General features: G+C 39.8%; 26 protein-coding genes and 1 other annotated feature. Of the genes, 14 read left to right on the plus strand and 12 right to left on the minus strand.

All coding sequences use genetic code 11. From position 1 onward, the window contains the following. The first annotated feature begins 318 nt into the window (after positions 1-318). From CBF29_RS04515 to CBF29_RS04560, 10 genes are all read left to right on the plus strand, one after another. Positions 319-648 (plus strand): hypothetical protein, encoded by a 330-nt coding sequence (locus CBF29_RS04515; RefSeq protein WP_126807814.1) that lies wholly within the window; start codon positions 319-321, stop codon positions 646-648. Beyond that, a complete protein-coding gene (locus CBF29_RS04520; RefSeq protein ID WP_126807816.1) occupies positions 626-2,560 on the plus strand; it encodes a V-type ATP synthase subunit I in 1,935 nt (644 codons plus the stop codon). The genes CBF29_RS04515 and CBF29_RS04520 overlap by 23 nt, the downstream gene beginning before the upstream one ends. Then, positions 2,557-3,036, plus strand: coding sequence for a V-type ATP synthase subunit K (locus tag CBF29_RS04525; RefSeq protein ID WP_126807818.1), 480 nt, complete (start codon positions 2,557-2,559; stop codon positions 3,034-3,036). Before CBF29_RS04520 ends, CBF29_RS04525 begins: the two co-directional genes overlap by 4 nt. After that, positions 3,036-3,614, plus strand: coding sequence for a hypothetical protein (locus CBF29_RS04530; protein WP_126807820.1), 579 nt, complete (start codon positions 3,036-3,038; stop codon positions 3,612-3,614). The genes CBF29_RS04525 and CBF29_RS04530 overlap by 1 nt, the downstream gene beginning before the upstream one ends. Beyond that, positions 3,601-4,395 carry a V-type ATPase subunit gene (locus tag CBF29_RS04535; RefSeq protein WP_170169991.1) on the plus strand — a complete coding sequence of 265 codons (795 nt, stop codon included), beginning with the start codon at positions 3,601-3,603 and terminating at the stop codon, positions 4,393-4,395. The genes CBF29_RS04530 and CBF29_RS04535 overlap by 14 nt, the downstream gene beginning before the upstream one ends. Continuing rightward, entirely contained in the window at positions 4,388-4,696 is a 309-nt protein-coding gene (locus CBF29_RS04540; RefSeq protein ID WP_126807825.1) for a V-type ATP synthase subunit F, read from the plus strand. Before CBF29_RS04535 ends, CBF29_RS04540 begins: the two co-directional genes overlap by 8 nt. A gap of 11 nt (positions 4,697-4,707) precedes the next feature. Further along, on the plus strand, positions 4,708-6,495 hold the full coding sequence (locus CBF29_RS04545) for a V-type ATP synthase subunit A (protein ID WP_126807827.1): 1,788 nt from the start codon (positions 4,708-4,710) through the stop codon (positions 6,493-6,495). After that, a complete protein-coding gene (locus CBF29_RS04550) occupies positions 6,482-7,843 on the plus strand; it encodes a V-type ATP synthase subunit B (RefSeq protein WP_126807829.1) in 1,362 nt (453 codons plus the stop codon). The genes CBF29_RS04545 and CBF29_RS04550 overlap by 14 nt, the downstream gene beginning before the upstream one ends. A gap of 11 nt (positions 7,844-7,854) precedes the next feature. Beyond that, the gene (locus CBF29_RS04555) at positions 7,855-8,475 is read left to right on the plus strand and encodes a V-type ATP synthase subunit D (RefSeq protein ID WP_126807831.1); all 621 of its coding nucleotides are present in this window, start codon (positions 7,855-7,857) and stop codon (positions 8,473-8,475) included. Between the two features lie 376 nt (positions 8,476-8,851). Beyond that, complete coding sequence (locus tag CBF29_RS04560; protein ID WP_126807833.1) at positions 8,852-9,025, plus strand: response regulator; 174 nt, start codon at positions 8,852-8,854, stop codon at positions 9,023-9,025. Positions 9,026-9,395: 370 nt separating this feature from the next. Here CBF29_RS04560 and CBF29_RS04565 read toward each other — a convergent pair whose 3' ends face one another. The 8 genes from CBF29_RS04565 to folE all read right to left on the minus strand — a co-directional run bounded on the left by CBF29_RS04565 (position 9,396) and on the right by folE (position 16,056). Continuing rightward, the gene (locus tag CBF29_RS04565; RefSeq protein WP_126807835.1) at positions 9,396-9,743 is read right to left on the minus strand and encodes a DUF1667 domain-containing protein; all 348 of its coding nucleotides are present in this window, start codon (positions 9,741-9,743) and stop codon (positions 9,396-9,398) included. Positions 9,744-9,746: 3 nt separating this feature from the next. Further along, positions 9,747-11,003 (minus strand): NAD(P)/FAD-dependent oxidoreductase, encoded by a 1,257-nt coding sequence (locus CBF29_RS04570; protein ID WP_126807837.1) that lies wholly within the window; start codon positions 11,001-11,003, stop codon positions 9,747-9,749. Beyond that, on the minus strand, positions 11,004-12,449 hold the full coding sequence (locus CBF29_RS04575) for an NAD(P)/FAD-dependent oxidoreductase (protein WP_126807839.1): 1,446 nt from the start codon (positions 12,447-12,449) through the stop codon (positions 11,004-11,006). Positions 12,450-12,600: 151 nt separating this feature from the next. Continuing rightward, positions 12,601-13,170 carry a glycerol-3-phosphate responsive antiterminator gene (locus CBF29_RS04580; RefSeq protein WP_126807842.1) on the minus strand — a complete coding sequence of 190 codons (570 nt, stop codon included), beginning with the start codon at positions 13,168-13,170 and terminating at the stop codon, positions 12,601-12,603. 140 nt (positions 13,171-13,310) lie between these two features. Continuing rightward, entirely contained in the window at positions 13,311-14,150 is an 840-nt protein-coding gene (gene folK / locus CBF29_RS04585) for a 2-amino-4-hydroxy-6-hydroxymethyldihydropteridine diphosphokinase (RefSeq protein WP_211334250.1), read from the minus strand. A 20-nt stretch (positions 14,151-14,170) separates the two neighbouring features. Continuing rightward, positions 14,171-14,983, minus strand: a complete 813-nt coding sequence (folP, locus tag CBF29_RS04590; RefSeq protein WP_126807846.1) for a dihydropteroate synthase — start codon at positions 14,981-14,983, stop codon at positions 14,171-14,173. An 18-nt stretch (positions 14,984-15,001) separates the two neighbouring features. After that, entirely contained in the window at positions 15,002-15,499 is a 498-nt protein-coding gene (locus CBF29_RS04595; RefSeq protein WP_126807848.1) for an HD domain-containing protein, read from the minus strand. Continuing rightward, positions 15,499-16,056: a GTP cyclohydrolase I FolE gene (folE, locus tag CBF29_RS04600; RefSeq protein WP_211334251.1), complete on the minus strand. Its 558-nt coding sequence runs from the start codon at positions 16,054-16,056 to the stop codon at positions 15,499-15,501. Before folE ends, CBF29_RS04595 begins: the two co-directional genes overlap by 1 nt. A 197-nt stretch (positions 16,057-16,253) precedes the next feature. Further along, positions 16,254-16,476, plus strand: a binding site (T-box leader). A gap of 62 nt (positions 16,477-16,538) precedes the next feature. On the opposite strand from folE, the gene serS reads away from it, so the two are divergent. Further along, positions 16,539-17,810 carry a serine--tRNA ligase gene (gene serS / locus CBF29_RS04605; RefSeq protein WP_126807852.1) on the plus strand — a complete coding sequence of 424 codons (1,272 nt, stop codon included), beginning with the start codon at positions 16,539-16,541 and terminating at the stop codon, positions 17,808-17,810. 744 nt (positions 17,811-18,554) lie between these two features. On the opposite strand, the gene CBF29_RS04610 is transcribed toward serS, so the two are convergent. Beyond that, positions 18,555-19,949 carry a 6-phospho-beta-glucosidase gene (locus tag CBF29_RS04610; protein ID WP_126807854.1) on the minus strand — a complete coding sequence of 465 codons (1,395 nt, stop codon included), beginning with the start codon at positions 19,947-19,949 and terminating at the stop codon, positions 18,555-18,557. A gap of 337 nt (positions 19,950-20,286) precedes the next feature. On the opposite strand from CBF29_RS04610, the gene CBF29_RS04615 reads away from it, so the two are divergent. From CBF29_RS04615 to CBF29_RS04625, 3 genes are read left to right on the plus strand one after another with little or no spacing between them, the layout of a single operon-like run. Beyond that, a complete protein-coding gene (locus CBF29_RS04615; RefSeq protein WP_126807856.1) occupies positions 20,287-21,102 on the plus strand; it encodes a MurR/RpiR family transcriptional regulator in 816 nt (271 codons plus the stop codon). Positions 21,103-21,158: 56 nt separating this feature from the next. Then, entirely contained in the window at positions 21,159-21,854 is a 696-nt protein-coding gene (locus CBF29_RS04620) for a nitroreductase family protein (protein ID WP_126807858.1), read from the plus strand. Between the two features lie 45 nt (positions 21,855-21,899). Then, positions 21,900-22,733, plus strand: a complete 834-nt coding sequence (locus tag CBF29_RS04625; RefSeq protein WP_126807861.1) for a histidinol-phosphatase HisJ family protein — start codon at positions 21,900-21,902, stop codon at positions 22,731-22,733. Between the two features lie 131 nt (positions 22,734-22,864). Here CBF29_RS04625 and CBF29_RS04630 read toward each other — a convergent pair whose 3' ends face one another. The 3 genes from CBF29_RS04630 to CBF29_RS04640 are packed head-to-tail and all read right to left on the minus strand — an operon-like array spanning position 22,865 to position 26,209. Beyond that, positions 22,865-24,013: a pyridoxal phosphate-dependent aminotransferase gene (locus tag CBF29_RS04630; protein ID WP_126807863.1), complete on the minus strand. Its 1,149-nt coding sequence runs from the start codon at positions 24,011-24,013 to the stop codon at positions 22,865-22,867. A 20-nt stretch (positions 24,014-24,033) separates the two neighbouring features. Further along, complete coding sequence (locus CBF29_RS04635) at positions 24,034-24,756, minus strand: amino acid ABC transporter ATP-binding protein (RefSeq protein WP_126807865.1); 723 nt, start codon at positions 24,754-24,756, stop codon at positions 24,034-24,036. Beyond that, the gene (locus CBF29_RS04640; protein WP_126807867.1) at positions 24,749-26,209 is read right to left on the minus strand and encodes an ABC transporter substrate-binding protein/permease; all 1,461 of its coding nucleotides are present in this window, start codon (positions 26,207-26,209) and stop codon (positions 24,749-24,751) included. Before CBF29_RS04640 ends, CBF29_RS04635 begins: the two co-directional genes overlap by 8 nt. Positions 26,210-26,235 lie beyond the last annotated feature (26 nt).

The following is a 26,235-nucleotide window of genomic DNA, read 5'->3' on the forward strand; positions in this document are numbered from 1 at the left end:
ATAGAGGTTCTAGTCATTTTATAATTCGATAATATATTTTTAATACAAAATTCTTTTTTTTAAGAGAAGAAGAAAAATACTGGACGTATTTTAAAATTAAGATAAACTCATGAATTATTGGTTTTGTCATCTAAAGCTTTGGTATTGTTAGATTTTTTAAAGAAATAAATCTAATAAAATTATGAGAATCTTGTCTTTTTATTGAATCCGTTATAAAATTTTATTTATACTAGAGATATAGTGTTAAAATTTGGCAGGTTATAATAAAAAAATAAACACTTGCTGATCACTGAATGACAGGAAGGGGGTTCTGGATTTTTGGAAAAAGAAATGCAGCAACTTGAGACAATAGCAAGAAAGACGGATGAAAATCAATCTGTTCTTCTTGAAAAAGAATCAAAGTTGATTCGCGACGCTAAACAACGGGCGCATAAATTAGTGCAAGACATGAATCATGATTTTGATCAAGAAGAATCCACCTGGCGAAAACAAGTTGAAGAAGAAGTCGAAGCTTATAAGATTTCAATGGCTCAACAAGTTGAAAATGAAATAGAGTTTTATCGTAAGCAGTATGAAGAAAATAAAAGTTACGCCAGAGAAGAATTAATAAAGGAGATATTCGGTTATGGCCATAGTAAAGATGAGTGAATTTCAACTCATTCTTCTAAATGAGCATGTTGAACCGCTTCTTGAAAGGCTGCAGCACTATAAAAACATTTCTTTTAAAGATATCTCTTCTGAGGGAACGTCTTTTTTTAAGAATGAAAGAAGTGCTTACGACTTTGAGAGAAATCGATTCATGCGTGAACATTTAAAAGACATATTGAATGCAATCAAAAAGATTGAAAAGAGTCAAAAAGTAAAGAAAAAAAGAAAAAAGCAACCCGTATTATCCATCACTTTCGATGAGCTTATTCAGAGATGTCAGCATATCGACATTGAAATGCTGCTGGATACTTATGACAAGTATTACGATGCATCGAAAAAAACAATTGCTGATTTTGAGTATTACCGTCCGTGGAACGAAAATGTCCGGATGAGCAGTGAAGAAATCATTCAATTAAGTAAAGAAAAACCAATTATTGGTACAGTAGATAAAAAAGACTATGAGGGTTTTGCCAAAGATCTGGAAAAAATCGGCAATACTTTTTACATGACGAAAACTTTAGCGAATCACCTGAATGTGGTGGTGATTCTCCCCGGGATAGATAAAAGAGCACAAATTGATATCATCCTTGATAAATATCACTTCGAAAAACGCAGCAGCAAGTCACTTCAAATAACTGATGACATGAAAGAACTGCAATATCAGTTAACTCAACTCATTGAAAAAAGAAAAACTATTGAGGATCGCTTAGGAAGTATTGGTAATTACCGCGAGGAATTACAACTTTATTATGAATACTTGAATAATGAAATGCTTCGTTATGAAACCGTTGAAAAATTCTTGGTTTCTGAAACTACGACCCGGATTGATGGATGGATTTTCACTTCTGATACTGAAACATTTGTTCAGCTTCTCAAACAAGTTACCGACGACCATTATGTAGTAGACATTATAGAAACACCAATCGACTCGGAAGATGTTCCGATAAAATTAAAAAACAACAAACTTTTTGGGGCCTTTGAAGGAATTACTAATATGTATTCTCTTCCTAGATATAACGAACTGGACCCCACACCGTTATTTACGCCATTTTACGCCATCTTTTTTGGAATGATGCTAGGAGATATCGGTTATGGTTTGCTGATGGGATTGGCTACTCTTCTCGCCCTTAAATTCGGGTCATTTAAAGAAAGTACCGCAAATTTCATTCGATTTTTGATGTGCCTGAGTGTTCCAACCATTTTAATCGGCTGGGCTTACGGTTCTTTCTTCGGCGGACTTATTCGAGTTAAAGGACTTTTAGATATCAACAAAGACTTTATGACTGTCTTGATTTTTTCGATTTGTTTTGGGATCGGTCATTTGTTCATCGGTCTGGCAATCAAAGGCTATCTTTTTATCAAATGGAAACAGCCCTGGTATGTTTTGTTTGATGTTATCTTTTGGTATTTAGCTTTGGGCGGCGCCATCATATTAGTCTCCCAAATGTTTACTCCTTTACTTGAACCATATACTCAAGTGGGAACGATTATTCTCATCGCCGGGATGGTAGGCATCGTATTGACAAACGGACGAGATGCCAAAACACCTTTTGGTAAGCTTGCCAGCGGCTTGTACAGCTTGTATGGCATGACAGGTTATATCGGAGATGTTTTATCGTACTCCCGTCTGATGGCTCTAGGCTTGGCCGGTGCTTCCATCGGGTTTGCTTTCAACTTGATTGTTGAAATGCTGAGCGGCTTTGGTGTTATCGGCGTGATTGCCGGTGCAATCGTCTTTGTCGGAGGACATACCTTTAATTTGGGGATCAGCGGGTTAAGTTCCTATGTGCACTCGGCGCGTTTGACTTATGTTGAATTTTTCGGGAAATTTTATGTTGGTGGAGGAAAGAGATTCCATGAATTTAGAAGTCCCAACACATATATTAATATCATTCAGGAGGAAGATAAATGAAATTCACAGAATTTTTTATAGAAAATGGCGGTATCATCATGGCCGTTTTAGGTATGGCTTTAGTCATCATCATACCGGGAAGCGGAAGTGCTAAAGGTGTGGGGATGGTCGGTGATGCGGCTTCTGGCTTGATGGCAGAAGAACCTGAAAAATTTGGTAAAACACTGATTATTCAGTTGCTGCCGGCTTCCCAGGGACTTTACGGTTTCGTTATTGCTATTATGTGTCTGGCACGTCTTTCAGCATCCATGCCATTACAAGAAGGCCTGTTTGTATTAGCGGCCTGTCTGCCAATGGCTATCGTCGGCTATCCAAGTGCTTTGGCCCAAGGTCGTATTTCAGTCAACGGTATTGCCTTACTGGCCCGTGACGAAGAGCAGATGACCAAGACGATTATTTATACAATCATGGTGGAGACTTACGCATTACTGGCGTTCGTTAGCTCCTTGATTATTTTGAATACGGTGAGTTTCTGATGAGATATGGAAATCTATCAAACATCATCGAAAATCTCGAAGAAAGAGAGCTAAAAAAAGAAACTGCCTTCTTTGTTTCTGCTCAACAAAAGGCAGATGAAGCTTATCAAAAAATCTTTGATGAAGGGGTTGCCCGGTTAGAGCAACGAAAGTCTCGCTACCGCAGGAAATTGAATGCGGAAAAAAGACAGGAGATGATTCGCATCTCAATGTCGGAACAACTAAGAGTCAATGAATTTAGACAAAAATTAATCGATCAAGAGTTGGAAAAATGTGTTCAATACTTTCATGATTTGCCTGATGAGATATTTTTCGATTGGATGTCCCGTTTTTTAGGTCAGCATGATGAGCATCCGGTTATCTTTATTGGACCTTCCCGTTTTGAAAGTGCCCGTTCACGTTTTGGCCACGAGTATGACATCAGGCTGAAAGAGGAGTTGAAAATCGGTTTCCTCTTATGCTACAAAACTTTTGATATCAACTATGATATGAACCAAGTCATGCGCTACAGGAAACAGGAAATGACTAACCAGATGATGGACTACTTATTCGAGGATGAGCATGATGAGAAAAAGTAAACAATTAGATGACTTTCTAATGTCTAACATCCAAGTGGTGTATATGCAGAAAAAACTGCTGAAAAAATCTGATTTTCATGAGTTGATTCAATTAAATCAATGGGAGGATATCCGCAGATTTCTCGCTCGCTTTGATTATTCCCTTCGAGGGGAGGTCACCGTTGAAACAATCGATGACCTGTATCAGGATAATCTGGCAAAGCTGGAGGAAACATTGTTTCAGCTGAATTTTCCCGATGAATATTTGAAAGTTCTTTTTGTTAAGCGGGATATTTTCCAGAAAAATCAGGGCACAGGTTATCAAAACTTAGATGAAAAAGTGTTAGCTGAGTATAGCAAATACGCCCAAAACGGCCTGCATCCGATCATCTCCAGCTACGCCAAAAGCAGGATTGATGAGTTTTTTCTAAATGATTATTTTCGTCATTCAAATCATCAAATCACTTTTAAAGAGTATGCTTATGGGAATTTTTCGCGGGCAGATTTAGATCATTTAGAAAGTTTACGATTAAAAGAAGGGATTCGCTGGCTGCAGCACTCATTTTATCAAGATGTTTTTCGGGATAGATTTCACCCGATCGAACTAGAAAAAAGATTTGATAACTGGTTAATCGAAAATTACCAAACCTATCGTTATCAAACGATTGGTCTGGAAGGTATTTTTACTTACAGTCTGGAAAAAGTGTATGAGTTGTTTAATCTACGACTGATTTTAAAGAGCAAATTGTATCATTTGCCGAATAAAGAAGTATTGGAAAGGGTGAGGACGATAAATGGCTAAAGTTGTCTATTTAAGTTATGAGAAGACAGAAGGAATGATGAAAACTTTAGGTCTTGAGGTCGTTACTCTTGAGAAAAATGGAGACTTCAAACATCTGGTCCGTCAGCTTCAGCATGGGGGAATCAATATTATTTTTGTTACCGAAGCAATTTATCAGGACTATCAGGATGTTATTCAACAGTATAATAAGGAATTCGAAGTGGCTATAAGTGTTCTCTCTAATCAGCTGCACCATCATCAACTGGCGCAAAAGAGACTCAAAGAACTGACGGAAGAAGCTTTAGGCGTCACAATTAGTTAGGAGGAAGACGTTTGCAAGATGGACAAATAATCAAAGTATCCGGCCCCTTAGTAGTGGCAAACGGGATTAAAAATGCCCGTCTTTTTGATACAGTGCTAGTTTCTGATTTGGAATTACTTGGAGAAATCATTGAAGTCAATGACGATAAAGTTTCTATCCAGGTCTATGAGGAAACGTCTGGCATAAAGTTGGGAGAAAAAGTCGTTTCCCAACATCGTCCCCTCAGTGTGGAACTGGGACCGGGACTTTTATCAAGTATGCTGGATGGTATCGGCCGTGATTTAAAAGAATTTGCAGCCCAAGAAGGGTATTACTTGACTAGAGGCTCAAAAATTACGACTTTAAATGATAAACGCAAGTGGTATTTTCATCCCATCGCAACAATAGGTCAGAGGGTCATTCCGGGAGATTATCTCGGTTATGTGATGGAAAATAAATTTAAGCACTACATCCTTGTACCCGAGGGAGTGGCAGGTGTTGTCAACTGGATTGCTGACGGAGAATATACAATCATTGAGAGGATTGCCACCGTCTTAAAAGATGATGAACAGGAGCAAGGGGTTGTTATGCGTCAATATTGGCCGATTCGGAAACAGCGGCCTTATAAAGGAAAAGGTCTACCTGAAGTTCCATTGGTCACTGGACAGCGTGTGATTGATACCTTTTTCCCCGTGGCAAAAGGGGGAACGGCTTGTATCCCCGGTCCTTTCGGTTCAGGAAAAACAGTGGTTCAGCATCAGTTGGCTAAGTGGTCTAACTCAGATGTGGTCGTTTATATTGGTTGCGGTGAGCGGGGAAATGAAATGACAGATGTGTTATATGAATTTCCTGAGTTGATCGACCCGAAAACGAAAGAACCGCTGATGAACAAGACGGTTTTGATTGCTAACACGTCAAATATGCCTGTGGCGGCTCGTGAAGCTTCTATTTATACTGGTATCACGATTGCAGAGTATTTTAGAGACATGGGCTATGATGTGTCGCTTATGGCAGATTCTACTTCAAGATGGGCGGAAGCTCTGCGTGAGATGAGCGGACGTTTACAAGAGATGCCCGGTGATGAAGGGTATCCCGCTTATCTAGCATCTCGTCTGGCGCAAGTCTATGAGCGGGCGGGTATCGTCAAATGTTTAGGCGAAAAGACAAGAGAAGGCTCTGTGACAATGATTGGTGCTGTTTCTCCTGCAGGGGGAGATTTATCCGAGCCAGTCACCCAAGCCACATTAAGAGTAGCTAAAGTGTTCTGGGCCCTTGATTCAAGTTTGGCTTATGCCAGACATTTTCCTGCCATTGATTGGCTGGAAAGTTATTCTTTGTATCAAGAGAGAGTGGACCATTATATGCGCAGGCAAGTGAATCGGAATTTTCCTAAATATCGAAAACGTGCCATGGCTTTGTTAAAAGAAGAACAACAGTTACAGGAAGTCGTTCAATTAATTGGAAAAGACGGGCTATCGGATTTTGAAGTTTTAAAACTGGAGATCGCCCGGATGCTTAGAGAAGATTTTCTTCAGCAAAATGCGTTTGTGGAAGAAGATATGTTTACTTCCCACACGAAACAGATGCTGATGCTGACGTGTATCATGGAGTTTTTTGCCGAGGCGCGGGATGCTCTGATGCATGAACATGTCTATATCGCAGATATTTTAAACGGAGAGAGTATTCAAAAAATCGGACAGATGAAGTATATCGATGAAACTCATTTGGATAAGATTCGTCAAATCATCAAAGAAAATGAAGAAGAATTGTCGCAAATTGCCGAAAGTTTAAAGGAGGACCAGATTATTGAAGGAATTTAAAAATATTCAAAAAATTGCCGGTCCACTGCTGATTGTCGAAGGTGTTTCTGATATCGCCTACGACGAAGAAGTTGAAATTTATCAGAGTGAAAATGATGTTCGGGTGGGAAAAGTGCTGGAGATCGAAGGGGATTATGCGGTCATCCAGCTGTATGATTCTAATATCGGTCTAAATCCTGATGAAGCTAAGCTACGTTTTAGAGGACGTCCAGTCAGTCTAAACGTCTCTCGAGAAATGGTGGGCAGAATTTTTGATGGGCAAGGCCGTTTGATAGACAATGGTCCTGATTTGCTGACATACGAACGCCGGGATATCAATGGAAGTGTGATGAATCCGGTGTTGCGTCAATACCCTAACCAGTTTATCCAAACAGGGATAAGTGCCATTGACGGTGTGAATACGCTCGTGGTTGGTCAAAAGCTGCCGATTTTTTCTGGTTCAGGTCTGCCCCATAATGAATTGGCGGCACAAATTGCCAGACAAGCGCAAGTGCTGGAAGACGATATAAATTTTGCCGTCGTTTTTTGTGCCATGGGAATTTCATTTGAAGAATCTCGCTTCTTTATTGATGAATTTACCCGGACTGGTGCTATCGAACGTTCAGTTCTATTTATGAATCTGGCCGACGACCCCGCCATCGAGCGATTGTCCGCCCCGAGGATGGCTCTAGCAGCCGCAGAATATCTGGCCTTTGATTTAGATATGCATGTGCTGGTTATCATGACGGACATGAGTAATTACTGTGAGGCTTTGCGTGAAGTATCGGCGTCAAGAAAAGAGGTTCCCTCAAGACGAGGCTACCCTGGCTATATGTATACTGATTTAGCGAGTATCTACGAACGTGCCGGACGCTTGCAGAATAAAGTCGGTTCTATTACAATGATGCCGATTTTATCCATGCCCGAAGATGACAAGACCCATCCGATTCCTGACTTGACTGGTTATATCACGGAGGGGCAAATCATTCTTTCCAGAGATTTATCCAAACTTGAGTACCGTCCGCCGATTGATGTTTTGCCAAGTCTTTCGCGGCTGAAGGATAAAGGTATCGGTAAGGATAAAACTAGAGAAGACCATGCAGACGTGATGAATCAACTGTTTGCTTCTTATGCAAAAGGGAAAGAAACAATCGAATTAGCCAGTATCTTGGGCGACAGCGCCTTAACTGAACTTGACCATCAGTATGCAGCCTTTTCGCGGGCTTTTGAAAGGGAATATATTGATCAAGGATTTTATGAAAATCGTACTATCGAAGAAACATTGAATTTAGGCTGGAAATTATTGCGGATGCTTCCAAAAAATCAATTGAAACGGATTCGCAGTACTTACTTGGAGCAATATTATTAAGGGGTGATAGAATGGCCCGATTAAATGTCAATCCGACGAGGGTGGAGTTGAGAAATTTAACTGACCGGCTTCAAATCGCCACTCGCGGACATACGTTATTGAAAGAAAAACAGGATTCTTTAGTCAGAAATTTCAGAGAGATGACGGAAGAAGCGGTGATTCAGCGCCGAATCGTAGAAGAAAGATTGGGAACGTTGTTTAAAAACTATCAGCACGCAAGTATCGAATCTGATGATCGTTTTTTGCAGCACAGTTTAAATGCTTCCCAATTCCAAATGGATGTAAGCACTTCTTTGCATCATGTGCTGGGAGTACGTGTTCCCAGCTACCGGCTAGCCGAACTGCCTGACAAAAACTCAGTCCCCGTTGGTGGGGAGACAAGCAGTTACTATACCCCAATTGTTATCAAAGAGCTAGAGGTGGATCAGGAAGAACTAAGTGAAAATTTGGTGAAGCTGGCAGAACTTGAAAAAAAATGTTTTCTGATAGGGGAAGAAATCATTGCGACCAGACGTCGAGTGAATTCTTTAGAGTATAAAACAATACCAGATTTGACGGAGACCATCGCTTATATCAAGATGAAAATCGAAGATGCCGAGCGTAGTCAAATAGCTAAATTAATCAAGTTATAAAAAAACTGGAAAGAGGGAAGTTCCTCTTTTCGGTTTTTTTCATTTTCATTGGCAACTAAGTTCATGATAAAATGCCTTAACATTATTTTTGGGAAAGCACAGTTAAATTAATCATAAGCGCTAACGTAATGGATTAACAAACAATAAGAACACAACTCAAGCACGGAATTAGTTTCAAGATTTTTTGATGGATTTGTTTTTTAAATACTGAGTTTTTAGATAGGGAAGAAGCTGGTCGAAAGTAAAGTTGCACCCTAAATATTTATCCTGTAAAGTTAAGCTAAAGTTGTTTATTCCTGATTTAAAAAGCAGCAAACAACGAGGGTGTTCGTTTTAATAAAAGAAAAATAAGTAGAGACTTAGAAAGGAAAAGAGGATGGGACAAGCCAAGATATTTTTACTGGAAGATGATGAAACTCTAGGATTTGGTATCAAAACGTTTTTAGAAAATGAGGGTTATTCAGTAACTTTAGCTCGCAATCTTGCTGAGGCTAAACATTTTTTTGATTTCAAGACAGATGTTACTTTGCCTTTTATAATTTATTTTTAAAAAGAAAATCAGACCTTTTTCTGTATCAAGCGGTTGGTATGGATAGTACATTATCAGGTAATATATTTAAAATCGAGAAAAGGAAGATTATCACTCGCTTTGTGATACCATTACCCGTGTTGATGTTGGTTGTTATTTTCTTGTTTTCAAAGTTTCTAAAAATATATAGCACTTTAGACATATTACTACATTTCAGCTTCATCTTTGTGTTTATCATCGTTTTATATATCAGTATCATTTGCCTAGCCATTTCCTATGTCTATCAAAAAGCTAAAAAAGATACTTTCATTGAGAATTAGAAAAACAGTCTTAAAATTGAAACGACCCCCAAAAGTTAGACCAAAAATCTAACATTTGGAGGTCGCTATTTTTACGACATGCTCCTTGTGGCCACGATATCGACCCCAGTGTCTAAAATATTTGGAATAATTACGTCACCAACTGAAACAGGAGCAGTAACTTCTGTTTGATTGATTAAAGTCATGATGTCTGTTATTTTTCCTTTAGGAATCGTGTCACTGGTTTTCACTGGCAGACGGGGATGACTGCCGGCTTTGATTTTGATAGTGGAAGTGACCGTCCTTACCGGATTTTGCAGTTCTTGTTTTCCGTAGATTGCTCCCTTGTTACATTGATTGCCAGTTACTTTGTAGTCATTCTCTTCATCAACTGTAAGATGACAGCCCACTGGACAAACGATACAAATGATTTCAGCCATTTTTTACGCCTCCCTTACGACAATGTCTAGTTCTTTAATGTCGACTTTGTCTAACAATTTTTTTCTAAGGGGAATAGTTTCCATTTCCCCCGGAGCCAGATTTTTCCGTTTGAATTTTGCCAGTTCTTCTCCTTGATGTTGGATAGATACGATACAAGTATCGTACACTTGATTGACACGGTAGTATAAATCCACTTTTTTATCAACATTTTCCTTGCGGATTTTTTGAGGCAAAATGTATGAAATCCCTTGACCGTTATTAATTGTTAAAAAGTCTTTTTCGGCGATGTTATTTTGTTGTTGCACATATTCTGCCGCTGCTTTTCCAGCTAGAGAACTTTCTGCACTGACATAATCCACCAGATCATGAACATGGAGTACGTTTCCGCAAGCAAATATCCCGGAGATAGAGGTTTCCATATTTTCATACACCATGGCGCCTCGGGTTTGCTGGTCCATTTGGATGCCCACATTGCGGGACAATTCATTTTCCGGTATTAAGCCGACAGACAGAAGAAGGGTGTCACAATCAATGACTTGCTCAGTTCCTGGTATTGGTTTTCTTTTATCGTCCACCTTTGCCATAGTGATGGATTCCAGTCTATCTTTTCCGGTTACATCAGTGATCGTGTGGGAGAGATAAAGGGGAATATTAAAATCATCCAAGCACTGAACAATATTTCTAGTGAGTCCTCCTGAATAGGGCATCAGTTCGATACACGCCAGCACCTCAGCACCTTCCAGAACCATACGTCTGGCCATGATCAGACCGATATCTCCTGAACCTAAAATCACGACTTTTTTTCCGACCATATAGCCTTCAATGTTGACGTAACGTTGGGCAGCCCCGGCAGTTAAGATGCCAGCAGGGCGAGAGCCGGGCATTTGAATAGCTCCTCGAGTTCTTTCACGGCAGCCCATGGCCAAGACAATTGCCTTGCTTTGCAACAGCTGATAGCCATTTTCTTTGCTCATGGTATGTACTTGTTTATCCTCAGTTATTTCTAAAACAATAGTATCCAGCATCACTTCGATGGAAGTATTTTTTAATTGGTCGATAAAACGCTCTGCATACTCTGGACCAGTTAATTCTTCTTTAAAATAATGCAAGCCAAATCCATTATGGATACATTGATTTAAAATTCCTCCCAGTTCGAGATCACGTTCTACAATCAAGATTTTTTCACAGCCATTTTCATAGGCGCTTAAGGCAGCAGCAAGACCAGCTGGGCCACCGCCAACGACGATTAAATCATACATTTAGTTAACCTCCTTTGTAATGCCGGTCAAGATACGGCTTCCCAGCTTATCCAAATCTACTTCAGTCGGAGCAATGTTTAATTCATCTGCGATAATTTCCACGACACGGGGGCCGCAGAAGCCTCCTTGACATCTTCCCATTCCGGCAATAGTCCGTCTTTTGACCCCATCTACTGAACTGGCAGGCAAAGTCTGACGAAGACTCTGGCGAATGTCGCCTTCCGTGATGTTTTCACAACGACAGATAATACGGCCATAATCAGGATTTTCTTTGATGATTTTTTGTTTTTCTTCAATAGAAGCATCATTAAAATGGACTCTTGTTCTTTCATCAATAAATGTTTCTTTTTCTGTGAGAACTAGACCATCTTCAGCCATCAAATCCACCAAGTAACGGGCAATTGCAGGAGCTGCTGTGAGTCCCGGCGAATTGATTCCTGCAATATCATAAAAATCGTCAATGACTTTTTCAATTACAAATTCTTCCCGATCGGTGTTTGCTCTGATACCAGAAAAATTTCTGATAGAATTTGACAAATTAATCGTTGGCACACTAAGTCTGGCTCCTTTGGCCACTTGTTCCAGCCCCATGGAAGTGTTGGCGATGTCTGCGCCAGTATTTATCAGCTCGGGAGCAATATTTTCTGCATTAGGTCCTACAATGATGTTGCCATGAGTCGTGGGACTGATTAAAATCCCTTTGCCTGCCTTTGTCGGGCATTGGAAAATCACATGGTTGACAGTTTCTCCCTCTTCTAAATCCAGTAAATAATATTCACCCCGGCAAGGAATCGTTTTAAAGGTTGGGGGCGCTACCAAACGATGGATTTCCTCTGCGTGGATACCGGCAGCATTGATTACTTGTTTTGTCTTAAAGGACCCTTTTTCTGTGATGACTGAAAAAAAGTCGTTTTCTTCTTGGATATCTAATACTCGTTGATTGAATTTAAATTCAACACCGTTTATTTTGGCTGTTTCACCAAGTGCCAATGCAAACTCCCAAGGATTGACAACGGCTGCAGTAGGAGCGTAGAGGGCACCAAAAATCTCTGAGTTCAAGTGAGGCTCCATCTCCAGTGTTTCTTCCGCCGTCAGCAGTTGCAGGTCTGCTACCCCATTTTGTTTGCCTCGCTCATAAAGCGCCTCCAAAGTGGACAAATCTTCTTTAGAAAAAGCGATTACTAGTGAACCGATTTGCTTTCGCGGCACATCGAGTTTTTCGCAAAGCTCTTTCGCTAAGATTGATCCCTCCACATTCAGTTTGGCATTCAAAGAGCCCGTCTTAGGATCATAGCCTGCATGGAGAATAGCGCTGTTAGCTTTTGTGGTCCCCACACTCACATCATTTTCAGCTTCTAAAACACAGATATTCAGCTGATATTTTGCCAATTCGTAGGCAACAGATGTTCCAATGATGCCTGCACCAATAATAATGATATCGTACATTTTCTTTCCTCCTGTCATCAATACAAAAAGAGTGCACAAAACTGACCCCATATTGTCTATGGCAATCAATTGTATGCACTCATCTCTCTAGCAATTATTAACTTATCTCAAGTATACTATTTTTCACATGTTTTGACAATCCAATTTTAAATTAAAGCTCCCATACGGAGTGATTGGTGGAGGAGATGGCGGCAGCCCCATTGGCTAAGGCATTCATCACATCTTCCTTATCCAAAATCAGTCCGCTGACCAGTAGAGGACGCTTGATTTTCTGCCTGACAATGTGAATTATTTTTTTATTGACGTTGGGTAAAATTTCAATTAAATCAGAATGTTTCATTTGAACTTGGGAGTGGATATTTTCCAAAGACATGGAGTCCAGCAGGAAAAGTCGCTGAATCGTGAAAAAACCCAAAGCTTTTGCAGCAGAAATATGATTAGCTTTTGTGGAGATAATCCCATCAAAATCAGTGTTTTCTCGTATATATTTTAAACTGATATCCTCATCGGACAAACCTTTGACAAAGTTAAAGTGTAAAAATCCGATTTTACCGGATGCTTTGATTTTACCTGAGATTTCCTTGATATTGAAGATATCCGAATGAAGGACAAAAATGACCTCCACATCCGTTTGCAATGCGGCTTCCAGATCATCCATATCTTTGATTGCGGCAATGATTGGATTAAGAGCTAAGGCATTAAATAATTGTTTTGTCTGCATGTGGCTTCCTCTTCTTTTCAACGTGTTATGTGAATTTACATCCAAGTCTATTATAAAGGCTAAGTTTAGAAATAGACACAATAAAATAGATGAAAAAATAAAAAAGTAGAAATAACGGAGAATTCTACTTTTTCATTTTTTTATAAACTGTGATGACTACTTTCTCTCATCAATTCTTGCTGCAGTGTTAAAATAGTTTTACCGCTTGCCGGATGGATAGCATAGGGTGCTATTTCAGCTAGAGGGGTCAAGACGAACTCTCGATTGGTCATATCGATATGAGGAATCGTCAGATTTTCTTCAAAGATAAGTTCCTCATCATAAAGCAGGATATCTAAATCTAATGTCCGTGGTCCCCAGTGAATGGAGCGTTCTCTGCCGGCTTGGTGTTCTATCTGATGCAGGACCTCAAGCAATTCATTTGGAGTCAGCAACGTTTTTAGGTGAAGGGCCCCATTGATAAAATCAGGTTGTTCTACTCCGCCATAAGGTTTGGTTTTAATCAACTTGGAGACGTTTACCACCTGACTGGTTTCTAACTCATCTAATTGAGTTATCGCCTCATGAATCAGTTGTTCACTTTCGCCAATGTTTGACCCAAGGCCAATATAGACATCATGCCATGAACGAAAGATTTCAATAGAAACAAAGTCCAGAGGTAATCCGATAGGTGCCCATGGTTTTTTTATTTCCAGTTCGATACCAGTCATTAGGGGATAAGTGAGCAATAAGTGCTCTGCCAAGCTTTCTGCTACTTTTTCGATTAATTTGAACGTCTTTTGACGGACAAACGAATCGATTTCATGGCACACTTCTCCGTAATGAATGGACTGATTCATGGTGTCATTTTTGCCAGCTTGACGTGTCTTTGTGTACATATCTGCGGAAATAAAAAATTTCTGTCCCAAAACATTTTCTTCGGGTATCAGTCCATGATTGCCAAAGGTTTCTAAATTTTTAATACGAATAATGTCTGCCACCTTAATTTCCTCACTTGTCTTTAGATTTTTTGTGCCATGATGGCTTCGGTCATCTGAATAACTCTTTTGTTTTCTTTGACGTCGTGTACTCGGATGAAAGCACATTGATTGAGTACCCCAATAACAGTGGTGGCCAAGGTTCCTTCTAAACGATCATCCACAGAAACATGAAGGGTTTTGTCGATAAACCCTTTGCGAGAAGTTGCCAGCAAGATTGGATAGCCAAGCTGATGGATTTTCCCCACATTGGCAACGGCCGAAAGATTATTCTGATACGATTTGCCAAAGCCCACACCGGGATCAAGGATGATCTTATCATCAGGGATACCAGCTTTTTTAGCACGGGCGACGATTTGTTCTAAATCGCTGATAAAATCAGTTTCGAAATGCTGATAGTCCGCTTTTTTCCGATTATGCATCAAACAGCAGGGGACTTGGGCGGTTTGAATGACCTCAGCCATACGGGAATCATATTGCAGTCCCCAAATGTCATTCACTAAATCAGCTCCCGCTTTGATGGCGGCCTCTGCGACTGATGCTTTGTAGGTATCGATGGACACAGGTATTTCGAAATGAGATTTGACTGCTTCAATGATTGGAAGCACTCGCTCGATTTCTTCCTGTTCTGTAATTTGGACGTGTCCCGGCCTCGTGGATTCTCCGCCGATATCGATCAAATCAGCCCCCTCAGTTATCATGGTTTCTGCATGTTTCAAAGCAGCATCTCTATCATGCCATTTTCCTCCATCTGAAAAAGAATCGGGTGTGACATTCAAAATGCCCATGATATAGGTGTGATGGGCCACGTCAAAGTTTTTATTGCCAATAATCACTTGATAACCTTCTTTCAATTAATAATTGATGTCTCTGTTTTTCCTTGTTTCTTCCCAGTAACAAGCATCTCTGGCAGGGCAGAACAAGCACAGTCGAGATGATTTGTCTGCGTGGAAAAGCAGATAGGCCAATTCTTGGCTTTCATTCATTTTGCTGATTTCCACAGGTACTCGCCGATGGCTGCTGATGGCAGATAAAATTATTTCTCGTTCAGCCTGATTGAACTTAGTTTCTATCAATAATGGTTCAGCTAATTGAACACTTGCCTGATCGTGGGGAATATCTTTTTTATATTCCAGATACCGGCCGATGTCATGGAGCAGAGCAGCGGCATAAATTATTTCTCTATCTACTTTTAAATGATTTTCCAGTTTTAGGATGTAAGCAATTCTTGCTACATCAAAAAAATGAGCGATGTCATGTTTACAGAAAATACGTTCAGCTTCAAACCTTTCGATTTCTTTTAAATAAAATTGAAAGTCCCGATGACGAATGAGTTGATTGATTCGTTTCATTATTTAATGCCCACCATGCTTAAAATGGTGTTTTTTAATTCACTATCTGTTTGGAGAACACCTCTGGAAACCATCGTCAGAGTTTTAGCACCCGGTTTTTTGACGCCTCTCATGGACATGCAAAGATGTTCAGCTTCGATGATGACCATGACGCCGGCAGGTTCCAGATGTTCTGTGATGGCATCCGCTATTTGATTCGTCAGTTGTTCTTGAATTTGCGGACGTCTTGCAAAAATATCAACCGTCCGGGCCAATTTACTCAGACCAACAACTTTGTCTGTGGGGACATAAGCCACATGGGCGACACCAAAAAAAGGTATTAGATGATGTTCACAGGTGGAATAAAAAGGAATATCCTTTTCCAAAACAAATTCATTGCTTTCAACGGGGAAAGTCTTGGTTAAATGTACGGCAGCATCTTCGTAGAGACCGCCAAAAATTTCTTTATAGGATTTTGCTACTCGTTCAGGGGTTTCCAAAAGGCCCGGTCTTTGGATATCCTCGCCCATGCCTTCGAGGAGCATCTTTACTGCAGTTTTGATTTTTTTTTCATCCATCAAGTTAAAAAACTCCTTCCAATACAAAAATATTTTCTAACAACTCTCTCTAAATACTTTCTATAGTATATCATTTCATGGTTAATAACAAAGGATAATGGGATTTTTATGATTTCATCTCGACAGCATTTTTTAGAAATAGACCTAAAGTTGACAAGTTGTATATAACGGGTATTATATGAAGTGAGAGATATATTAGAAAATACTCATGGAAACTAGTAATCTGAGTCGTTTTTTCAGAGAGCCGATATCTGGTGAAAATCGGCAGAATGACTGGATGAATTCCATTCCTGGTAGAGGAAATAAAGTTGATTTATTTCGGATAGTTACCGTTATCAACTGACAAAGTGCAACGGCCGGTCAGATGTCGTTGATTTTGGGTGGTACCGCGGATAAAAGTGATGCTTTTTCGTCCCAATAGATAAATTCTATTTGGGCGGGAAAGCTTTTTTAGACTATAAAACTGAAAGGAATGATACTGGATGCTTGATGTCAAAGAATTGAGAACAAATTTTAAAACGCTTTCTTCTGCGCTGAATTCTCGTGGGGTTTTGGAAAGTGAGCTGGCTCACCTTTTTACATTGGATCAAAAACGAAGAGAGTTGCTACCTAAAATTGAGCAAAGAAATAATTTGCGAAATCAACTTTCTGATGAGGCAGCACTTTTGAAAAATGAGGGTAAAGATTTGTCAGAAATCATCGATAAGACAAAGGAACTCAACCAGCAAACAAAAGAATTTACGAAAGAGTTGGAAGGCGTAGAAAATTCTTTTAAAGAATTGATGGAAGGCTTGCCGAATATTCCTCACGAAACAGTTCCAGTGGGAGAAGATGAGGAAGACAATGTGGAAATCAGACGATGGGGGAGGCCAGCGCTATTTGACTTTGAACCGAAACCCCATTGGGAAATTGGGGAAAATTTGGATATTTTTGATTTTCAGCGGGGAGCAAAAGTGGCAGGCAGCCGCTTTCTTTACTACAAATGCTTAGGCGCCCGTTTGGAACGGGCATTGTACAATTTCATGCTGGACACACATATCAATGAGCACGGCTATCAGGAAATCATCCCACCTTATATGGTAAATAGTCAAGCCATGTTTGGAACGGGACAATTCCCGAAATTTAAAGAAGATGTTTTTCAAATTCAAGGCGCTGATTATACTTTGATTCCCACTTCGGAAGTACCGCTGACTAACTATTACGCAAACGAAATCTTGAAAGAAGAAGAATTGCCGGTTTATCTGACAGCTTTGAGTCCTTGTTTCAGGTCTGAGGCGGGCAGTGCGGGGCGGGACACCCGTGGGATTATCCGGCTCCATCAATTTCATAAGGTGGAGATGGTCAAATTTACGGCCAAGGAAACATCTTATGATGAATTAGAAAAATTGACTGATAATGGCGAAGATATTTTAAAAAAATTAGGCTTACCTTTTCGAAGGATAGTATTGTGTACAGGGGATATGGGGTTTTCAGCAGCGAAGACATATGATATCGAAGTTTGGATGCCCGCACAAAATACTTATCGTGAAATCAGTTCTTGCTCAAACTGTACGGATTTTCAGGCTCGTCGTGCTAAAATCCGCTATCGTGACACAGAAGGGCAGGTAACGTATGCCCATACTTTAAATGGTTCAGGCTTGGCGGTGGGGCGAACCGTGGCTGCCATTTTAGAGAATTATCAAAATGAAGACGGCACGGTCACGATTCCTGAAATATTACGTCCTTATATGGGCGGTGCATCAATTATAGCCTAGGCTTAGGGTAGCATTTAGCCTAGCAAGCACTGAAAATGTTTTTGATTTTCAGTGCTTGCTAATGAAAAGTTTCGATTGAGATATCGGGTGTTGCTGAAAATTATGGCTTATGCCAGACTTGCTTTGAAGGTCAAATAGGCCTCTTTGACCTGTTCATTTTTTTCTGCCAAGAGGCTAAAATCCTTTGGAATGTCAGAAAGATTTATGAGGTCATCGTCAAACGCATCATAGAACACATCGAGTAATTCATTAAAGAGTATCACAGACTGTGGGGATAATTCTTTAAAACTGAATACGACCATCCCGGGTTTTTGTTCATAATCTGTGATGAAAGTAACTTTTCCATAGACAGACTGTCTAGAAGAGAAACGTCAACCAGTGTAGGGAATAAACTGAACAATGTCTCCTAAATGAATGTTTCTGTCTTTTTGGTCAATATAAAAATGCACCTCTTGTTCTGTCATGATTTCCATCCATTGGAGGGAAATATCAATAAAGTGGAATTTCATCGATTTGCACCAGCTTTCTTTTAATCATTTCCTTTTATCAAATTATAAAAGGACAGCGATAATAAAGCAAAAATCAAGTTTGTCTTGTATGATAATTCTTAAATAGCACTGATTTTAGACGGCAGTCCGATAAAAAAGAAAAACTGCTTCATTCCAAATTTTTATGGAATAAAGCAGTTTTTGTTAAGTCATTCAACTCGTGTTTCCGTTGACTGACGCTAATGCTTAATATGTTCTAGTTGCTCTTCATCAATTCTTCAACGTAAGAAACAGTTTCAGGCTGTGTTTCTTCAATACGTTTGATGTCATCAGAGAATTGAGGTAGATGCTTTTTATGTGCAATCAAGAGCTCATCCAATAATGTTTTTGCCATTGTACCACCTGGAATCAAAGGATTGATAGTAAACGCATGGAGTGCAGCACCATAGTCACCAGTGATTGCGGCTCTGATAACCGTTTCTTCCATCCCTTTCATTAATTGAAGAATTCCACGAGCAGCTGGCGGGAATTTGCCCCAATTGTAGTTTTCAGGTCCGTGAGCTGTGACAGAAGCAGATACTTCAACCGCACAGTCGTATGGAAGATCATTGATTGTGCCATTGTTTTCAACTGAAACAACCATATTCGTACGTTTATCGTTTTGAATACTTGCGATCACTTCGCAGGCAGCATCACTATAATGTGTTCCGCCTCGTTGTTCTAATTCTTTTGGTTTATAGTCTAGGTTAGGGTCTTTATAAAGTTCGAACAAACTTTTTTCTGTTTGTTTAACGACTTGTGCACGGGTTTTTCCTTCTTTAAACTCTTCGATAGAGTGTTTCAGCATCTCATCTTCGATATAGTAATAACGATGGTAACCGCATGGCAGCATGCCTAAATCTTTTATTTGTTCGTAAGGGAATGGTACGCTATGGATATTTTTCAGATGGCTTTCAGCTTCGCTTTTCGGTCCATAGATCAAGTCGATCAGCTCATCTGTCCGTTCATTGCCTTCTTTATCCCAAACACGGTGCCAGTGGAAGTGGTTGATACCTGCATACTTGACGAATATGTCGTCCTCAGTTAATCCAAGTTTTTCAGCCGCCTGTTTTGTATGTCCAATAGGAACATTACATAATCCTACAGTTTTTTTCCATCCGCCATGTTTGATAGCAGCTTCTGTGACCATTCCAGCTGGATTGGTAAAGTTAATCAACCAAGCATCAGGGCAGAGCTCTTTCATTTCTTCGATGATGTCCAAAATCACAGGAATAGTTCTAAGTGCTTTAAAAATTCCGCCAGCTCCATTAGTCTCTTGACCTAAAACGCCATGAGACAGAGGGATACGCTCATCTTTCACACGGGCATCAAGTAAGCCGACACGGAATTGTGTCGTTACAAAGTCTGCATCTTTCAAAGCAGCGCGACGGTCAAGGGTCAAATGGACTTCCCAGTCTAATCCGGCAGCTTTGACCATTCGCTTGGCCATTTCACCAACGATAGATAATTTTTCTTCTCCTTCAGGAATATCGAGCAGCCAAATTTCTTTGATTGGCAGTTCATCTTTCCTTTTGATATAACCTTCAATCAATTCTGGTGTGTAACTGGAACCGCCACCGATTGTTGCAATTTTAAGTGCGTTTTTTGACATTTAAGAATTCCTCCTAAAATAATGATGTAAAAATACTCATACCACTATGTTAACGGTTTCTGACGGGAGAAACAATAGATTTGCCAATTATGGTTGAAGTATTCAAAAGCAATGACGGGAACGGCAGCAAAATGAAATATTTCTTCATAAATGTTTTTGGAAACAAAGAATTATTGCTATAATAAAGGAAGTAGTTGGGAATCGATTGAAGCAAAAAATGATGGTAGATTGTTAAACGAGTGTGTGAAAAAACAACAAGATTTTTTTATAGAGGGAGCGTTAGGGCTTTTTAGAATCAAATCATAATTTTGGGAAAAGATAAACGGATGGTGTAAATATGCTGATAGAAAAATTAAAAGATGAGAAAAATTTGACTCCTTCTGAACGGGTGATAGCAGAATTTGTGTTAGACCGTGACAACGATGTGATCAATCTCTCCAGTGAAGAGTTGGGAAAATTAACCTACACCTCACAAGCAACGGTGACAAGGTTTTATCAAAAAATCGGCAGCAAATCTTATCGGGAATTTGTGGTAGACTTGAATAACGAACTTCAGGAACTCCGCCGTGCTGAGAATTTGATTGTGGATAATAATCCGATTCACGATGAATTGGAGCTAGAAGACATTATAGAAACCCTGCCTAATCTTTATCAGAAAACAGCTATCAATACGAAGTTGTTATTGGACAGGAAAGTTTTACAGCATGTGTGTGAAAAAATTGTTCAGGCGAAGATGGTGGATGTCTATGGTATCGGGATTACGTCATCATTGGCGGACCAAATGGCTTTCAAGTTAAATTCTACAGGTGTTTTTTGCCAGTCCCACAGCGGATATAATGGCAGTTATGTTTACAAATCCGCTCATAAAAATGAGACAGTGGCTGTCCTTATCACACTGACGGGCATGAATGAAACGATTTTAAAAATCGCCAAAAGATTAAAGAAGAACCATGTTTATACGGTGGTCATAGGCGGTGGAAGGGCGGCAGACCTTCTCGATTACTGTGATGAATTAATTAAGTTGGACACTAACCGATATTTTCATATCGACACTCTTTCATCGCTTTTTTCTGCCCAATATATTATCGATATTATTTTTTCTGCCCTTTTAGTAGAACTGAATCATCAAAAAATCGGGCTAGAAAATAAATAAATTAAAATGAAACTCTTTCATCTGTGACGTTTTCGATACTAAAAAGGAGTGGCAAAATGACATTATATGAAACGATTTTTACACGAAGACAAGTCAGGCGCTTTAGAGATGATTTGTTGGACCAGCAGCAACTTTTGGATATTGAAACATGGATTTTGAATGCAAAACAGTTTTCCGGTCAACAGGCGAAGGTGGCGTTGGTAACCGACAATGAAGTGAGCCATGGACAAGGTGCTCCGTATTATTTGTTAGTCTATTGTGACAACCATAGTTCAGCCTATGGGAACGCAGGGTTTGTTTTGCAACAAGGAGATTTGTATCTTCAAAGTCTGGGCCTTGGCAGCGGCTGGTTTGCTGGCGTCAAGCCTAAACGTCACGATGATCGTTTTTGTATTGGTCTGGCTTTCGGAAAAACCGATGTTCCCGCAAGAAAAAGTGAGGATGAGTTTAAACGAAAATCCATTGAGACAATCAGTCCTATGGCTAACGCAGTGGCAGCGGCCGTTCGTTTAGCCCCTTCGTCATTAAATTCGCAACCTTGGCGACTGGCATTTGGAGAGGAAAAAGTAACCATTACCGATGTGGGGAGCGGCATCAAGCGGATGTTTTTGAAAAACAAATTAAATAAAATAGACTTGGGGATTGCAGCCAGTCACGCCGTTATAGCCCTAACGCATGAGGGGAACACAGTGATTGAAGTCATTCCCAGAGAAACAAATCAGCAGTTTGAAATTGATATTTTTTACCGGTAATCGTACAGTTAACAGAATTTTTAAAATTGGAAGGGGGATTCTTACATGGTGTATGCTGATTATCATGTTCATAGCGACTATAGTGATGACTCTTGGTACTTGATGGAAGATGTCGTCAGAGATGCTCTTGAGATGGGACTAGAGGAGCTTTGTTTTACCGATCATGTGGATTATGGCGTTAAGCCGGATTGGAAACCAGAGGATGTTTTTCTGGTTGGAAAAAATCAAGAAGTTAAAAATGTCCACTATGAGCGATATTTTTCTGAGTTGCGTGCATTGACTCAAAAATATAGCAATCAAATCTCCATCAAAACAGGACTAGAATTCGGCATGCAGATACACACGATCCCTCAATTTGAAAAACTTTATGAATCCTATGTTTTTGATTTTATTTTACTGTCTGTCCATCAAATAGATGACAAAGAATTTTGGACAGGAGAATTCCAACAAGGGCATTCCCATCAGGAGAGTTGTGACAGATATTACGATGAAATGTATCAACTGGTGACTACTTATAAAGATTACAGCGTGCTGGCACACATGGATTTGGTCAGACGATATTTGGATAAAGAAGTAGATACAGTTAATTACAGCAGAGAAAAAATAGAAGAGATTTTAAAAATCGTTATTCAAGATAACAAGGGGATAGAGTTAAACACCTCTTCTTTTCGCTACGGGATTCCCGGATTGACACCTTCGCTAGAAATTTTGAAACTTTATCGTGAACTGGGAGGCACTATTTTAACCATCGGGAGTGACAGTCACGAACCTGAACATTTAGGGTATCATATCAAAGAAGCAAGAAAGATGTTAAAAGATATCGGCTACACTTATTTTTGTACGTACGATCTGATGGAGCCAAACTTTTATAAATTATGATAGGTGTCTGGAAGGCTCAATTGTTGTCTTGATGAGACAGATTAAAAAACGTTAAGCAGCGACTTTTGTCAATCTGCTTAACGTTTTTGTTTTAAGATTTGCTGTCAAGGGACAGACGAGTTTTAAAAAAACTAAAATGCCAGTTTTTCCATTCGGTCAAAGGCTTCTTTCAAGACAGCTGTTTCTTGTGTTGCTGCAAGTCTGACGTAATCATCTCCGCTATCTCCGAAGGCTTTTCCCGGGATGACTAATACTTTCGTTTTCTCCAGCAAATACTTTGAAAATGCCACTGAAGTCATGCCTGTGCGGGAAATATTGATAAAGGCGTAAATACTGCCTTTTAATTCATGCAGCGAGAGATAGTCAATAGCGGCAACCCGGTCAGCGATATATTCCATGCGTTCCTTGAACACATCAACAACTTTTGGAATCAACTCTTCACTATGTTCCAACGCATAAATTCCAGCCCGTTGAGAAGGGGTAGGTGCGGAATATGTGACATTCTCGTTCAGCAAGCTGACGGCTTCGTTGATATAGTTTGGAGCAATCATGTAGCCGATACGCCAGCCTGTCATGGCAAATGCTTTCGAAAAACTTCCGAAAGTAATTGAGTGCTCTGGAGCCAACGAGGCAAGAGGCGTGAAAGTATCATAAAAAGTAAAAGCTTCGTACACTTCATCTGATAAAATATAGAAATGATATTTTTTGGCTAATGCCACAATTTTTTCAGATGTTTCTTTAGAAAAGACCGCCCCTGTCGGATTATTCGGCGTATTCAAAATGAGTGCTTTTGTTTTCGGCGTAATCGCTTTTTCCAGAATATCCGTATCGATTTGAAAGCCGTCTTTTTCATAGGTCGGAATAATCACAGGAGTTCCCCCGGCAGCGATGACTTGTTCTTTATAAGGAGAGAAGTAAGGCTCATGAATAATCACTTCGTCTCCTGTATTTAAGAGAACTTGCAGTGCAAGGTACATACCATGTAATGCACCGACAGTCCCTCTAACTTGATCGGGATTAAACGTTAGACCGTAAGTTTTTTTGTAAAATTGAATGACTGCCTCAATGAACTCAGCACTGCCATCGGGAGCAGTATACTTAGTATGTCCTCTTTTCACATCCTCAAAAGCCGATTGAATGATACTTTCATCAGTAATCAAATCTGGATCTCCAATAGAAAGATCAATCAAATCTGTGCTTTTTTTTGCTAAGTTGGCAATTTCCATTAAAATACTTTCCTCAGGCTGCTGATAATAATGATTTAAAAACTGTTGGTTCATAAGTCTGTTCCCTTCATTTTTTATAAAACTTTACCTAGAAAATCTTGCGTCCGTGGATTTTTTGGTGCGGTGAAAATATCCTCCGGTGCCCCTTCTTCTTGGATGATACCATCTGCCATAAAGAGCACGCGGTCCGCCACCTCTCTGGCAAAGCCCATCTCATGGGTCACCACGACCATGGTCATGCCTGATTGAGCCAAAGATTTCATAACGTTTAGTACCTCGCCGACCATTTCCGGGTCAAGGGCAGAGGTGGGTTCATCAAACAACATGACGGTAGGCTCCATCGCTAAAGCTCTTGCAATGGCGACCCGCTGTTTTTGTCCCCCGGAGAGTTGTGAAGGGTAGCTGTCGGCTTTATCACTCAATCCGACTTGATCCAATAACTCTAAAGCGTGGGCTTTTGCTTTTTCAGGCGACTCTTTTTTCACTTGAGTGGGACTAATTGTAATATTTTCCAAGACATTCTTGTGAGGGAAAAGATTAAAGTTTTGAAAAACCATTCCCATTTTTTGACGCAATTCATTAATATTTGTATCGGCATCTAATAAATTTTTTCCTTCAAACAATATTTTACCTTGTTGAGGTTTTTCCAGCAAGTTCAGACAGCGAAGGAATGTACTTTTCCCGCTTCCAGAGGGTCCGATAACCACGACCACTTCCCCTTGATTGACGGTGGCATCGATACCTTTTAGTACATCAACTTTATCAAACGACTTATGTAAATTTTCAACTTTAATCATTAGCTCCTAATCTCCTTTCAGCAACTCCCAAAACTCTAGACAAACCAAATGTTAATATGAAGTAAATAATTGAAGCTATCACAATTGGAATAAATGGTTTAAAGCTTGCGCCTTGAACGACACCAGCTTGGAACATCAATTCGGATACCCCTACGACTGAGACGACAGAGGATTCTTTAATGACTGTGACAAACTCATTACCCAGTGCAGGCAAAATATTTTTGATGGCTTGGGGCATGATGATCAACTTCATAGCTTGAAATTTATTCATTCCCAGTGAACGTGCAGACTCCATTTGGCCCACATCTACAGCATTGATTCCTGCACGGACGATTTCAGCCACATAAGCAGCACTATTCAAGGATAAAGCAATCAAGCTTGATGCTAAGGCTGACAAATCCAGTCCAATCACGTTGGTTCCGAAGAACACCAAGAAAATTTGAACCAGCAGCGGTGTCCCACGAACATATTCAATATAAACTGTAGCGATGATTTTCAGCAGTTTGTTGGCAGATATTTTCATTATAGCTAGAATCGCTCCTAAAATAGCGCCAAAAAATACACCGACGATTGCTAAAAGAATCGTGAAGCCTGTTCCTTTTAAAAAGTAAGACGCATATTTTTCAAAGAAGGATTCTTCATTGAACATAAGAGCAGACGCTTCTTTTTTGTATCGTTCGACTAAATTTTCTTCTTTGATGGTAGCGATGGTTTCATTGATTCTTTCCAGCAGCACAGGAGCTTCTTTTGATAAAGCTACCGCTGTTTGTTTGTCTGCATCAGCAAACTGAACATTATCAGCGAAAGACAAATCTTCGGTTTGGGACAGATAAGCCTCGGCAACAGGACCTTCTACCACTGCCGCATCGATTTTTTTGTTTTGAAGCTGTAAAATAATATCAGTAAATTTTTGTAGAGAAACAACCTGAGACCCAATCAGTTCATTTTTAGCAAGGTCTTCTTGAGTGGTTTGTTTTTGCGCACCAACTTTGATACCGTCAAAATCATTGACGCTGTTAAAGCGTTCTTCTTCACCCTTACGAACCACAACTCGCTGTTTGACTTCCATGTAGGGGTCGGAGAAATTAACTTCTTGTAATCGCTCTGGTGTAGGGGACATTCCGGAAATAATCAAATCGATTTTACCGGTTTTTAATGCACCTAACAGGGCATCAAAGCCGAACTCTTCGATTTTTAATTTTACACCCATGTCCGCAGCTATTTTTTCGGCAATTAAAATATCGATTCCCACAATGGTGTCTTTGCCATCGATAGTCGTATGGAATTCATAAGGCGGATAATCAGCTGATAAACCGACACGCAGGACACCATCTTCCTGAATACGGTCGTAAATTTTATCTTCTGTGTTTGCATCAGCTTTAATAGGAATAAAAAAAGACATACCAATAATAGCTAACATTAAAATGGAAAAATACTTTTTAAAGTGTTTCATTGATTCTCCTCCTAGATGTGAATATG

Origin of the sequence: Vagococcus elongatus, from assembly GCF_003987645.1 — a bacterium.
Taxonomy (GTDB): domain Bacteria; phylum Bacillota; class Bacilli; order Lactobacillales; family Vagococcaceae; genus Vagococcus_A; species Vagococcus_A elongatus.

Excerpts from the sequence above, each read along its gene's own strand:
- CBF29_RS04570 (WP_126807837.1), bottom strand. The coding sequence starts at position 11,003 with ATGTATGATTTAATCGTCGTTGGCGGTGGCCCAGCTGGTCTTGCTGCT.
- CBF29_RS04560 (WP_126807833.1), top strand. The coding sequence starts at position 8,852 with ATGGGACAAGCCAAGATATTTTTACTGGAAGATGATGAAACTCTAGGA.
- CBF29_RS04620 (WP_126807858.1), top strand. The coding sequence starts at position 21,159 with ATGACATTATATGAAACGATTTTTACACGAAGACAAGTCAGGCGCTTT.
- CBF29_RS04595 (WP_126807848.1), bottom strand. The coding sequence starts at position 15,499 with ATGAAACGAATCAATCAACTCATTCGTCATCGGGACTTTCAATTTTAT.
- CBF29_RS04625 (WP_126807861.1), top strand. The coding sequence starts at position 21,900 with ATGGTGTATGCTGATTATCATGTTCATAGCGACTATAGTGATGACTCT.
- CBF29_RS04575 (WP_126807839.1), bottom strand. The coding sequence starts at position 12,449 with ATGTACGATATCATTATTATTGGTGCAGGCATCATTGGAACATCTGTT.
- CBF29_RS04535 (WP_170169991.1), top strand. The coding sequence starts at position 3,601 with ATGAGAAAAAGTAAACAATTAGATGACTTTCTAATGTCTAACATCCAA.
- CBF29_RS04610 (WP_126807854.1), bottom strand. The coding sequence starts at position 19,949 with ATGTCAAAAAACGCACTTAAAATTGCAACAATCGGTGGCGGTTCCAGT.
- CBF29_RS04520 (WP_126807816.1), top strand. The coding sequence starts at position 626 with ATGGCCATAGTAAAGATGAGTGAATTTCAACTCATTCTTCTAAATGAG.
- CBF29_RS04565 (WP_126807835.1), bottom strand. The coding sequence starts at position 9,743 with ATGGCTGAAATCATTTGTATCGTTTGTCCAGTGGGCTGTCATCTTACA.
- CBF29_RS04615 (WP_126807856.1), top strand. The coding sequence starts at position 20,287 with ATGCTGATAGAAAAATTAAAAGATGAGAAAAATTTGACTCCTTCTGAA.
- CBF29_RS04635 (WP_126807865.1), bottom strand. The coding sequence starts at position 24,756 with ATGATTAAAGTTGAAAATTTACATAAGTCGTTTGATAAAGTTGATGTA.
- CBF29_RS04640 (WP_126807867.1), bottom strand. The coding sequence starts at position 26,209 with ATGAAACACTTTAAAAAGTATTTTTCCATTTTAATGTTAGCTATTATT.
- serS (WP_126807852.1), top strand. The coding sequence starts at position 16,539 with ATGCTTGATGTCAAAGAATTGAGAACAAATTTTAAAACGCTTTCTTCT.
- folE (WP_211334251.1), bottom strand. The coding sequence starts at position 16,056 with ATGGATGAAAAAAAAATCAAAACTGCAGTAAAGATGCTCCTCGAAGGC.
- CBF29_RS04540 (WP_126807825.1), top strand. The coding sequence starts at position 4,388 with ATGGCTAAAGTTGTCTATTTAAGTTATGAGAAGACAGAAGGAATGATG.
- CBF29_RS04580 (WP_126807842.1), bottom strand. The coding sequence starts at position 13,170 with ATGCAGACAAAACAATTATTTAATGCCTTAGCTCTTAATCCAATCATT.
- CBF29_RS04530 (WP_126807820.1), top strand. The coding sequence starts at position 3,036 with ATGAGATATGGAAATCTATCAAACATCATCGAAAATCTCGAAGAAAGA.
- CBF29_RS04555 (WP_126807831.1), top strand. The coding sequence starts at position 7,855 with ATGGCCCGATTAAATGTCAATCCGACGAGGGTGGAGTTGAGAAATTTA.
- CBF29_RS04630 (WP_126807863.1), bottom strand. The coding sequence starts at position 24,013 with ATGAACCAACAGTTTTTAAATCATTATTATCAGCAGCCTGAGGAAAGT.
- CBF29_RS04525 (WP_126807818.1), top strand. The coding sequence starts at position 2,557 with ATGAAATTCACAGAATTTTTTATAGAAAATGGCGGTATCATCATGGCC.